The following is an 11338-nucleotide window of genomic DNA, read 5'->3' on the forward strand; positions in this document are numbered from 1 at the left end:
GACCCTGGGCGGCTGACCCTTTCCCCTCACGACAACCACTCAAAGGAGAGTCTGTGTCTCACTCGGAGTTCGGTCCCGCCACGCGGGCCAATGTCACCGTCGCACAGGACCTGCTGTCCAGCCCGCATCTGAACAGCGGCATCCGCAAGGCGACCTTCCGCCTCATGCCGATGCTCATCATCCTGTACTTCGTCGCGTTCCTCGATCGCACGAACGTCGGCTTCGCCGAAGCCGCGATGGAGGTGGATCGCGGCATCTCGGCCGGCGCGTACGCGCTGGGCGCCGGCATCTTCTTCATCGGCTACGCGATCTTCGAGATCCCCTCGAACCTTCTGCTGGACAAGTTCGGCGCCCGCTTCTGGCTGGCTCGCATCGCGATCACGTGGGGAATCGTCGCCGCGGCGTTCGCTTTCGTGAACGGCGAGACCATGTTCATCATCCTGCGCTTCCTGCTGGGTGTGACGGAGGCCGGCCTGTTCCCTGGCGTCATCATGTTCCTCGCGCAGTGGTTCCCCAACAAGCGCCGCGTCCAGATGTTCGCGCTGTTCTACCTCGCGCAGCCGTTCTCGCAGATGCTGGGTGCTCCGCTATCGGGCGGCCTCATCAGCTTCGGCAACCAGGTCACGCCATGGGCCGGCTGGCAGGTGATGTTCTTCGTCGAGGGTCTGATGGCCGTCGTCGCCGGTATCGCCGCATTCTTCTTCCTCGTCGACTCCCCGCAGAAGGCGAAGTTCCTCAACGACGACGAGAAGGCCGCGCTCAAGGAGGTCATGGCTCACGAGGATGCCGTCAAGGAGTCCGACGGCCCGCGCGGTATCGGAGCGGCCATGATCAGCTGGAAGGTCTGGTACTTCACGGCGATCTACTTCTGCCTGCAGATCGCTGTGTACGGAACGACGTTCTACCTGCCGCAGCAGGTGTCGAGCCTGATCGGCCAGTCGGTCGGCTGGCAGGTGGGTCTCGTCTCCGCGATTCCGTGGGCGGTGGGTCTGTTCGCCTGCTACTACGTGGGCAAGCACGCCACCACGGTGAAGCGGCGGCGGACCTGGGGAGCGCTGTTCTTCCTCACCACAGGCATCGCGATCCTCGTGTCGGCCTGGGCAGGCGCCAACGGACAGGGGCTGTTGGGCATTGCGGCCATCACCGTCGCCGTCGCCGCGTTCCTGTCGACCGGACCCATCACCTGGTCCTTCCCGACCTCGTTCCTCACGGGTGCCGCTGCGGCAGCCGGCATCGGATTGATCAACTCGCTCGGCAACCTCGGCGGCTTCGTGGCGCCGATCATGCGCACCGGAATCAACGATGCTGTTCCCACCGACAGCGGCGCCTGGGGTGTGGTGTCGCTCGGTGTGTTCGCCTTCGTCGCCGCGGTGATGATGTGGGCCACGCGGTTCTTCAGCGCGAAGGCCGATGCCCTGCTCGTCACGGATCGAGCTCCGGGACACTGAATCAGCGGGCGCGCACCACACGGTGCGCGCCCCCTGCTCTTTCGACAGGAGGAACGCATGTCATCCACGATCGTCTTCATCGGACTCGGGGCCATCGGATTGCCGATGGCGCAGAGCATCGCCCGAGCGGGCTCGCCCGTGCTGGGTGTGGAGCCCTCTCCCGAGGGTCGTGAGCGTGCAGCCGCGGCAGGGATCTCCTGCGTGGCGTCGCTCGCCGACGCGGGGGAGGTGGGCACCGTCGTGGTCATGGTGGCCACGGCCGGCCAGCTCAGTGCCGTGGCGGACACCGCCCTGACGACCGAATCTGTCGCGGGATCACGGTGGATCGTGATGTCCACGGTGGGACCAGACGCCGTGCGCCGGGAGGCGAAGCGGCTGGTCGAGGCGGGCGCACGCGTGGTCGATGCACCCGTGAGCGGTGGTGTCGGCCGTGCCGCGACCGGCGAGCTCGCGCTGTTTGTATCCGGGACGGACGACGACATCGCCGCCGTGCGTTCGGTGCTGGACGCGATGGGTTCGCCGCGGGTCGTGGGCGACACCGTCGGCGACGGCCAGGCGGTCAAGGTCGTCAATCAGCATCTGTGCGCCGTCCATATCGTCGCTGCCGCCGAGGCTCTGGCGCTCGCGGAGGGCCTCGGTCTGGATCCCGGATTCGTGCTCGACGTCGTGGCGGACGGTGCGGCGCAGTCGTTCATGCTGGGCGATCGTGGCCCGCGGATGCTGCAGGGCGCAGAGGCCCCAGTGCGCAGCCAGGTGGGCATCTTCGTGAAGGACACCGGACTGGTAGCCGACGCCGCCGTCGCCGCGGGCGTCTCCCTGCCGGTGCTCGAGGCGGCCAGAGATCGCTTCCTGCTCGCTGATGCCGCAGGGCTGCGCACCCGCGACGACTCCAGCGTCATCGAGACCTACCGTACGGTGGTCGCATGATGAAGACCGTGGTGTTGGACGACGACCCCACCGGCACGCAGTCCGCGTCGGGTGTGACCGTCCTGCTGGAGTTCGACGCCGACCTCATCCGGGAGGCGCTCTCGCGTGCGGACAGCGTCTACGTCCAGACCAACTCCCGTGCCATCGATGAGGCCGCCGCGGTGACTCTCGTGTCCGCCGTTCGCGATGCCGCACGCCAGGCGGCGGCGGAGCTGGGTGAGGACGTGCAGTTCGTCCTCCGCGGCGACTCGACCCTGCGTGGGCACGTGTTCGCGGAGACGGAGCAGTTCCTCGACGAGGACTCCGTCATCGTGTTCTGCCCGGCGTTTCCCGCCGGGGGTCGTACGACGCTCGACGGTGTGCACCGCGTGCGCATCGGGGATCGGGATCTGCCGGCACATGAGACCGAGTACGCCGAAGACCCGGTCTTCCCGTTCTCCTCTGGCGTGCTCGTTGAGTACGTGGCCGAGAAGTCCGATCGTGTGGCCGTCCCGGTGGACCTTGCCACGGTCCGCTCGGGACGAGCCGCGTCGGTGATCGCCGCCGCCCCCGCGGGTTCCGTGGTGGTGCCCGATGCCCTTGACGATGATGACATCCGCCAGATCGCGAGCGCGATCACTGCCGTGCGTCGCGCCGGACGGTCGGTTGTCGTCCGCAGCGCGTCGCCCCTGGCTGCGGCTCTGGCCGGCGTGGAGAGCGACGGTCTCCTGCCACGACCGCTCGTGCCCGCACCCGTGCCGACTCTGCTGGCCTGCGGCTCGCACACGGCCGGTGCCACGGCTCAGCTCGACGCGGTCGCGCGGACTCGCGCTGCGCCGGTGGTCATCCCGACGGAGGATGCGTTCGCCGATCCGGTCGCCGCAGGCCTCGCTGCCGCCGCCCAGGCGCGGGCACAGCTTGCCGGAACCGGCCTCGCCATCGTCTCGACGGAGCGGCACCGTCGCCCGGAGCACAACACGCTGCGCCACGGCGAACTCGTCATGCAGGCGCTCACCGTCGCGGTGCGCGCTCTCGTCCCGGAGGTGGAAGCCGTCGTCGCGAAGGGCGGGATCACCTCCGCCGAGCTTGCCCGTACCGGCGTCGGTGCCACGCGCGCCGAGGTGCGCGGGCAGGTGATCGCCGGCGTCTCCGTCTGGGATCTCGTCTCCGCTGAGGGGGATCCGCGGCTGTACGTCGTGGTCCCCGGAAACGTGGGCGACGCGGCTGCTCTCACTGACGTGCTGGCGGCCCTCGGCCGTTGATACTGCATCAGGGCCCGGCAGCGGGCCGACGTCGTTGACACGACGAAGCGGCCCCGGCATGTGCCGGGGCCGCTTCGTGCGTCAGCGTCAGGCGCCGGCTTGCAAGGCCCGGACCGAGGTGATGCGGCGGCGGGCGATCGAGGCGGTGGTCACCACGATCGAAAGCATGGTCCAGATGACCAGGGCCGTGAGCGCGCCGTCGAATCCGCCGGCCGGAGTGACGAGCGCCAGCAGACCCTGATACGCGGGGGCCGTCGGCAGGAGACCGGCGATCGCGTCGAGGAAACCGGGAGTGGTGGACACGACCCCCGTGGCGAAGAACAGCACGCCGACGATCGCGGAGATCCAGCGGCCCGCGCCACCGAACAGGGCGACGAGCGCCTGGTTCACCGCGGCGAACGCGATGCCCGCCAGTGCCGCGACGCCCGCGAACGCGAACCATTCGCCGACGTCGTACTTCGCGACGAACTGCACCACGCCGGCGATCAACACACCCTGCACGGCACCGATCAGCGCACCCGGGATGAGGGCACGGAGGGTCAGCACGACCGACGGACGACGCTCGGCGAGCGTGCGCGCGGTGCGTGCCTGCATGGCGATGTAGGAGGCAAGGCCGCCGAACCAGAGCGCGAACACGGCGAGCAGCGGGATGGCGGAGTCGCCGAACATGTTCGATCCGGTGCCCTCGGTGACCACCGGGTTCGCCACCACGGCGGCCAGGTCGGTGCGCTGCTGTTCGGAGTAGGTCGGGATCTGCTTCACAGCGTCCTGAAGCCCGTCAGCAAGACCGGCGCTGCCGTCCGCGAGCTGGGTGCTGCCGTCGGCCAGGGTGGTCGTTCCCTCGGCGAGCGTGGTGGCACCGTCCGACGTCTGGCCGACACCGTCGCTCAGCGCTGAGGCGCCGGAGGCGAGCTGATCGGCGCCATCGGCCAGCGCGCTGGTGCCGGAGGCGAGCGAGCCCGCTCCGATCTGCGTCTGCCCGAGCCCGAGCGAGAGCCCCGAGGCCCCGTCGGAGAGCTGCTGGATGCCGGAGGCCAGCTGGGAGGATCCGGACGCGAGCGAGGAGGCGCCGGTCGCCGTGGCGTCCACGCCGTCTGCAACGGAGGTGGCACCCGCGGCGAGCGTCGCGGCACCCGCGGCGAGAGTCGACCCGCCCTCGCCGAGCGGGGTCGCCTGGTCCATCAGCGCGTCGATGCCGGCGGCCAGCGCGGTGGCACCCTGCGCGAGGTTGGGTGTGCCGTCGGGACCGGGGGTGGTGTCGATCGCGTCACCGAGGGCGACGAGCTGGTCCGCGATCGTCCCCGGAAGAGCCTCGGCTGTGCCCTGGGCGTAGGCGGAAGCCGTTCCGGCCTGCGTGGCGGCGGCGGTCGCATCGCCTTCCGCGAGGGCACCGAGCGCCTGGGCCTGCTGCGCGAGGGTGACGCACGAGGCATCCGTCTGACCGTGCGTGGCCATGCACGTCTGCGCCGCCGCGCCCAGCGTCTGCGCGGCTTCGCCGATCTGCGTGGCGACGGACGCCGTGGTTGCGGCCGCGTCGCCGGCGTTCGTCAGCAGCTCCTCGGGAAGCAGCGAGGACGAGCGCATGGTCTCCGCGTTGGCGCGGATCTCGTCTGCCAGCGTTCCGATGCCGTCCCGGAGCTGAGCGGCACCGTCCGAGAGCTGGGGAAGCGCGCCGAGCGCGGCCGACACGCCGTCGGCGTACGTCTTCACTCCTCTCGACAGGTCCGATGCGCCCGTCGCGATGCCGCGGGCGCCCGGCGCCAGAGCGCTGAGGCCCTCGGTCAGCTGACCGGCGCCCTGCGCGAGTCCCTGCGCGCCCGTTGCCGATGCCGCAGCGCCGTCGGCGAGCTGAGTCGCACCCGGGGCGAGCTGATCCAGGCCGGACGCGAGCTGACCTGCGCCATCCGCGAGCTGATGCGTCCCGTCGGCCGCGGTCGCCGCACCCGTCGACAGCTGCTCCGCACCGCTGCCGAGCTGACCGATCCCGTCCGCGAGTGCGGTGGCGCCGTCGGCCAGCTGCCGCGTGCCGTCTGCGCTCTGCTTCGTGCCGTCGGCGAGCTGAGTGGCGCCGTCTGCGGCGGTCCCCAGCTGCTCGTTGAGAGTCGTGAAGCCGAGGAGCACGTTCTCGAGGTAGGTCTTCGAGAGCATGTCGCCCATGGTGCCGGAGGCGATCGTGGCGATCTGGTTGGTGATCGTGGCGTCGAAGACCTTCGCATCCGGCGAGGTGGTCACCGCGATCTTCGCCTGCTCGGGGTTGTCGCCCGCGGTGGACGTGGCGGCGGCGGAGAAGTTCTTCGGGATGGTGATGGCCGCGTCGTACTTTCCATCCGCGAGGCCGGACTTCGCGTCATCCGCGTTGGAGATCACCCAGTCGATGTTGCTGTCGACCTCGTCGGAGCCCTCCACGAGCCCCGCGGTGAGCTGACGCCCCAGCGGCACGGTCTGCCCGTTGAGCGTGACAGGGGAGTCCTCGTTCACGATGGCGGCGCGGATGTTGTCGAGTCGCTCGGTCGGATTCCACAGCGCGGCGACCAGCACGCCGCCGATCAGCACGGGGAGCAGGATCACCCCGATCACGGTCAACCAGGTGACCCGGCGCCGGGTGCCGGCTCGTTCGATGGGAAGGGTCATGCGATCACCTCACGGGTGGAGCGGACGGATGCGAGTTCGACGACGACCGGACGCGACCGGTCGGCCCGCAGCAGCACGTCGGAGACGGCGGCGGGATACTGGCCACCCGCGGCGGCGACGGTGAGCGAGTGGCCGGCGCGCGCGGCACGCAGCCCGGCGTCGCGGATCGTCGCGGCGGCCTGCTCGCGCGCCGGGGCGGACAGCGTGTCCAGACCGTCGATCACCACGAGGCGGGTGCCGCCGGAGAACGCCGAGCGCAGCGCGCGCAGCGGATCGGCGGCGTCGGTCAGCAGTGCCACACCCACATTGGAGCGCACCCACGACGCGCGGGCGGGGAGCAGGCGTCCCAGCACCTTCACGATGCCGTGAGTGGGTGCCAGCCGTCCCGCCACTGTCAGCAGGACGGCACGATCGCCGCTGCCGCTGACCAGAAGCGTGTCATCGGCCTCGACCTGGAAGCTGACGCCGGAGTAGAGCTCCACATCCTCGTCGCGCACGGCGAGGTCCTGTGCCGCGATGACCGCGGTGGATTCGGGCGATGGCCACTGCTCGAGTTCCTTCTCCCGCACGACCGCCTCGCCCTCGATGTCGAAGTGGGGTAGCAGTCGGTCGAGCCAGCGCGGGAACCACCACGCCTTGTCGCCGAGGAGCGCCATGATGGCGGGCGTCAGCGTCATGCGGATGAGGAAGGCGTCAACGGCGATGCCCACGGCGAGACCCAGCGCGATGGGTTTGATGGACGAATCGCCCTCGGGCACGAACGCCACGAACACGGCGAACATGATCAGCGCGGCCGCAGTGACCACGCGCGCCGAGGCGGAGAAGCCGCTGCGCACCGAGGCGATGGCGACGGCACGATCGGCCCGACGGAATCGCGTGGCGTGCACGAAGTCCTCGCGCATCCGGGAGACCAGGAACACCTCGTAGTCCATCGCCAGGCCGAACAGGACGCCCATGAGGACGATCGGCATGAAGGAGATCACGGGTCCCACCTTCGCCACGTGCAGGGCGTCGGCCAGCCAGCCCCATTCGAACACCGCGCTCACCACGCCGAACGCGGCGAGCACGCTGAGCAGGTATCCCACGGTGGCCTTCAGCGGCACCCAGATGGAGCGGAACACGATCATCAGCAGGATGAACGACAGGCCCACCACGAACACGCCGAAGGGGAGGAGAGCTGCACCCAGCTTGTCGGAGATGTCGATCGCGACGGCCGTGAAGCCGGTCACCGACACGTCGATGCCGTACGTGTCCTTCCACTCATCGTGGTGTGAGCGCAGCTCGCGCACCAGGTCGGCGGTGATGGGGTCGTCGGGAGCCGTGGTGGGGATCACCTGCACGATGCCGGTGTCCGCCGTCATGTTCGGCGTCGCGAGCGGCACCGCCTTCACGCCGGGGAGGTCACGGATCTCGTCGGCGAGGTCGTTCATCAGTCCGACCGGATCGGTGGAGGTGACGATCGTGCCGGTGACGATGAGCGGACCGTTGAAACCGGGCCCGAACTTGTCCGCGACCAGGTCGTAGCTCTGCCGCGCCTCGGACGAGTGCGGTAGCACGCCGGCGTTCGGCAGGGCGAGCGCGAGGCTTCCGGACGGGATCGCGACGACACCGAGTCCGATCACCACGGCCACCGTGGTGATCACGGGATGGCGGGTGACCAGACGAACCCAGCGCGCCGAGAACGTGCGGCTGCGCGGACGTGCCTTGCGCGGCGGGCGGCCGGCCACCTTGCCCTTCACGAAGCCGAGTAGTGCGGGAGTCAGGGTGATCGCGAGGCACACGCCGATGAGCACGGCACCGGAGGCGGCGATTCCCATCGTGGTGAGGAACGGGACACCCGCGAAACCCAGACCGATGAGGGCGATGAGGACGGTGATACCGGCGAATACGACGGCCGACCCGGCGGTTCCGGTGGCCTGCGCGGCGGACTCCTCGGGGTCGGCTCCCGCTCTCACCTGATCCTGATGTCGGGACACGATGAACAGCGAGTAGTCGATGCCGACCGCCAACCCCAGCATCAGCGCCAGCAGCGGCGTGGTGGCGGAGATCGACGTGAAGAGGGTGGCGATGAAGATGGCGGCCATCGAGATGCCGACGCCGAGGATGGCGGTGAGCAGCGGAAGTCCCGCCACCACGAACGAGCGGAACGTCACGATCAACACGAGCAGGGCGATCAGCAGACCGACGCCCTCGGTGATGGAGATCGCGGGAATCGAGACGGCGAACAGGTCTCCGCCGAGCAGCACGTCGGATCCGTCCGGCAGTTCTGTGCGCAGGTCTGCGGTGATGCTGGTCAGATCGTCCTTCGTCTGCTGGGGGACGTTGGTGGCCTCGCCATCGAACTGCAGCTGCACGATCGCCGCCGAGTCGTCTTCCGCGACCAGCCCGTCCACCGTCTCACCGAACGGGTCGGTGACGGCCAGCACGCCGTCCAGCTTCTCCAGCTCGGCGATCGTCGCCTCGATCTGCGGCTTGTAGGTCTCGATCGAGCCACTCGGAACCGCGGCGATGAACTGCGCGTTGGTGCCGCTCACCTGCGGGAAGGTGCGCGACAGCTGCTCGAGTCCTGCCTGCGACTCCGTCCCGGGGATCGAGAACGAGTTGTCGGTTCCCTTGTTCAGCATCGCGCCGCCGCCGGCGATGCCCAGAACGAGCAGCCAGGCGACCAGAACCCGCCACGGGTGACGGTACGACCAGCGGCCGAGAGAGTAGAGCAGGGTCGACACGCGAGAGCCTCCAGCATTCAGGTTCGATACAGTCGTGTATCGGATACAGTTCTGTATCGTAACCCCAATCCGTTGCCCGTTTCTGAACGGGGGATGTGAGACTGGGAGCTAGAGAAGGAGATGCATGCGCGACGAGGTCGACGGCCCCAACAATGACGTGACGGGCGAGACGAAGACTGGACGCAGCCGCGGAAACACGCGCGCGCGACTGTTCGAGGCTGCGGCCGAGGTGTTCGGCGAGATCGGCGTCGACGCCGCGTCCGTCGAGATGATCACGGAGCGGGCGGGCTTCACCCGTGGCGCGTTCTACTCGAACTTCGAATCCAAGGACGACCTCTTCTTCGCCCTGGTCTCCACGGTTTCCGATCGCAAGCTGCTCGCCGTGAGCGACCGCGTGCGCTCGCTGGAATCCGAGGGCCTGCGGGAGATGCCCGTGGAGGAGCTGCTCACCCGGATCCTGGACGTGATCGTCGACGAACCCGTGGCCGTCCGCCTCATGAATGAGTTCCGTACCCGTGCGATGCGCGACCCGCGTGCCGCGGAAGCGTATCTCGGCTGGCAGCACGGCATGGAGGAGCGTGTCGTGGGCATCGTCGCCGACATCGCGCGCGGCACCGGGCTGCAGCTGTCGATGCAGCCCGCCGAACTCGCGCAGATGGTCATGTTCATCTGGGAGGGCACCAGCGTGCAGGCGGTTATCGAGCGTCGCGATCAGGAGGATCTGGCCGAGCAGGTGTGTCGACGCACGGTGGCGATCATCGCCGCGCTCGTGGCTTCGCAGACCACGGGGCGCGACTGACTCAGTGCTCGTGAGCGGTGTGGGTCGGCTCCCGTGACGGGTGGAGATCAGCTCCGGTGAGGGGTGTGGCTCAGGTCTCCAGCAGGCGATAGCAGCGGGTGACTCGCTCGCGCCACCACTGCGTCCGTTCGGCGTCGGCCGCGAGCCGCGCGAGCGCCCCGGCGTCCGGCGCGATGCGTCCGGCGGGCAGGACGCCGTCACGAGGACGGGCGTCGGCCACATCATCGCGGAGCAGCGAGGCGGTGCCGAGACCGCAATCGAAATCCAGGTTCGGCAGCGCCGCCGCGAGGGCCGCGCCCATGCTGATGCCGATCGCCGAGTCCAGAGCACTGGAGACCACGGCGGGCAGACCTGCCTTCGCGACGATGTCCAGCGCCCGACGGATCCCGCCGAGCGGCTGCGCCTTCACAACGAGCACGTCGGCTGCCTTCGCTCGCGCCACCGCGATCGGGTCTTCCGCCTTGCGCACACTCTCATCGGCTGCGATCAGGATGCCCGCGTATTTCACGCGTCGACGGACATCGGCCAGCTCGGCCACCGTGGCACAAGGCTGCTCCACATACTCCAGGTCGTATTCCGCGAGCGCGTGGATCGCCCGCTCCGCCTCGTCCACGTTCCATCCCGCGTTCGCATCCACGCGGATCCGGCCCGCCGGTCCCATCTCGGCGCGCACCGCGCGCACCCGTTCGACGTCATCCGCGAGTGACTGACCGCGCTCGGCCACCTTCACCTTCGCGGTACGGCAGCCGTCGAACCGCGCGAGGACGCCCGCGACATCCGCGGCCGGGACGGCGGGCACCGTTGCGTTCACGGGTACGTGATCTCGGCGTGCCGGGGGAGCGACGTGCCAGCCGAAATTCAGCGCTCCCGCCAACCATGCTGATGCCTCGGCGTCCTCGTACTCCAGGAACGGCGAGAACTCCGTCCAGCCAGCCGGCCCTTCGAACAGGGCCACCTCGCGGAGATCCACCCCGCGGAATCGCACCGCCATCGGCAGGGCGACCACGCGCATCGTCTCCAGGACCTCGGCCAGCGGTGGCAGCATCATGCCCCCATTCTGCCCCCGGCGCCTCGGTCCGCAACGCAGATCGCCGCCCGGCACGGTTCAGGTGTGGTCTCAGGTTTGGCGCGCATGGGCCCGCTTTGACGCATGACGCCGCCGGCGCCCCCGTTGGTCTCAGGTTCGGCGGTGTTGGCACTGTTGTGCTGCAGGTGTTGAGACCAGTCGATTGGTTGGTCTCAAGTTGGGCAGTATTGGCGCTGGCGTGCTGCAGGAGTTGAGACCAGTCCGTGGTTGGCTTCGGGTCGGGCGGCGTCGGCGTTGGAATGCTGTGCTTGGTGGCCAGGCCGTCGGTGGTCTCAGGTTCGGTGGTGTTGAGGCTGCTGTGCTGCGGGGGGTGAGACCAGTGCGTCGGTGGTCTCAGGGTCGGTGGCGTCGGCGTCCTACTTCGCCGCCGACGCCGCCTTCCACCGCGTGGTCTTCGATCACTGCGGCAACCGCTACCTCAGCGACATGTCCGAGTCTCTCGGTGCGCAGCTGCACCGCATGCGTCAGTCCGTGCTGCA

The 11338-nt window shown here is 69.2% G+C and carries 8 protein-coding genes; 5 read left to right on the plus strand and 3 right to left on the minus strand.

Annotated elements, in window-relative coordinates:
• The first annotated feature begins 53 nt into the window (after positions 1–53).
• From ACI3KU_RS04110 to ACI3KU_RS04120, 3 genes are read left to right on the plus strand one after another with little or no spacing between them, the layout of a single operon-like run.
• Positions 54–1448 (plus strand): MFS transporter, encoded by a 1395-nt coding sequence (locus tag ACI3KU_RS04110; RefSeq protein ID WP_404921014.1) that lies wholly within the window; start codon positions 54–56, stop codon positions 1446–1448.
• 57 nt (positions 1449–1505) lie between these two features.
• Positions 1506–2375, plus strand: coding sequence for an NAD(P)-dependent oxidoreductase (locus tag ACI3KU_RS04115; protein WP_404921015.1), 870 nt, complete (start codon positions 1506–1508; stop codon positions 2373–2375).
• Positions 2372–3616, plus strand: coding sequence for a four-carbon acid sugar kinase family protein (locus ACI3KU_RS04120; RefSeq protein ID WP_404921016.1), 1245 nt, complete (start codon positions 2372–2374; stop codon positions 3614–3616). Before ACI3KU_RS04115 ends, ACI3KU_RS04120 begins: the two co-directional genes overlap by 4 nt.
• An 87-nt stretch (positions 3617–3703) precedes the next feature.
• Here ACI3KU_RS04120 and ACI3KU_RS04125 read toward each other — a convergent pair whose 3' ends face one another.
• Together ACI3KU_RS04125 and ACI3KU_RS04130 are read right to left on the minus strand one after the other, a co-directional pair.
• On the minus strand, positions 3704–6247 hold the full coding sequence (locus tag ACI3KU_RS04125) for a YhgE/Pip family protein (RefSeq protein WP_404921017.1): 2544 nt from the start codon (positions 6245–6247) through the stop codon (positions 3704–3706).
• Entirely contained in the window at positions 6244–8973 is a 2730-nt protein-coding gene (locus tag ACI3KU_RS04130; protein ID WP_404921018.1) for an MMPL family transporter, read from the minus strand. Before ACI3KU_RS04130 ends, ACI3KU_RS04125 begins: the two co-directional genes overlap by 4 nt.
• Before the next feature lie 124 nt (positions 8974–9097).
• Here ACI3KU_RS04130 and ACI3KU_RS04135 point away from each other — a divergent pair, with 124 nt between their 5' ends.
• Positions 9098–9772, plus strand: coding sequence for a TetR/AcrR family transcriptional regulator (locus tag ACI3KU_RS04135; protein WP_404921019.1), 675 nt, complete (start codon positions 9098–9100; stop codon positions 9770–9772).
• Positions 9773–9842: 70 nt separating this feature from the next.
• Here the strand turns inward: ACI3KU_RS04135 and ACI3KU_RS04140 are convergent, their stop codons facing one another.
• The gene (locus ACI3KU_RS04140) at positions 9843–10817 is read right to left on the minus strand and encodes an o-succinylbenzoate synthase (protein ID WP_404921021.1); all 975 of its coding nucleotides are present in this window, start codon (positions 10815–10817) and stop codon (positions 9843–9845) included.
• A 384-nt stretch (positions 10818–11201) separates the two neighbouring features.
• Here ACI3KU_RS04140 and ACI3KU_RS04145 point away from each other — a divergent pair.
• The coding region (locus tag ACI3KU_RS04145; protein WP_404921022.1) for an FCD domain-containing protein at positions 11202–11338 on the plus strand (137 nt) is incomplete at its 3' end.

Origin of the sequence: Microbacterium sp. ZW T5_56, from assembly GCF_044987425.1 — a bacterium.
In the GTDB taxonomy this organism is placed as follows: domain Bacteria; phylum Actinomycetota; class Actinomycetes; order Actinomycetales; family Microbacteriaceae; genus Microbacterium.

What these genes read in the sequence shown, in the direction of transcription:
- ACI3KU_RS04115 (WP_404921015.1), top strand. Translation starts at nt 1,506, where the DNA reads ATGTCATCCACGATCGTCTTCATCGGACTCGGGGCCATCGGATTGCCG.
- ACI3KU_RS04120 (WP_404921016.1), top strand. Translation starts at nt 2,372, where the DNA reads ATGATGAAGACCGTGGTGTTGGACGACGACCCCACCGGCACGCAGTCC.
- ACI3KU_RS04125 (WP_404921017.1), bottom strand. Translation starts at nt 6,247, where the DNA reads ATGACCCTTCCCATCGAACGAGCCGGCACCCGGCGCCGGGTCACCTGG.
- ACI3KU_RS04135 (WP_404921019.1), top strand. Translation starts at nt 9,098, where the DNA reads ATGCGCGACGAGGTCGACGGCCCCAACAATGACGTGACGGGCGAGACG.
- ACI3KU_RS04140 (WP_404921021.1), bottom strand. Translation starts at nt 10,817, where the DNA reads ATGCTGCCACCGCTGGCCGAGGTCCTGGAGACGATGCGCGTGGTCGCC.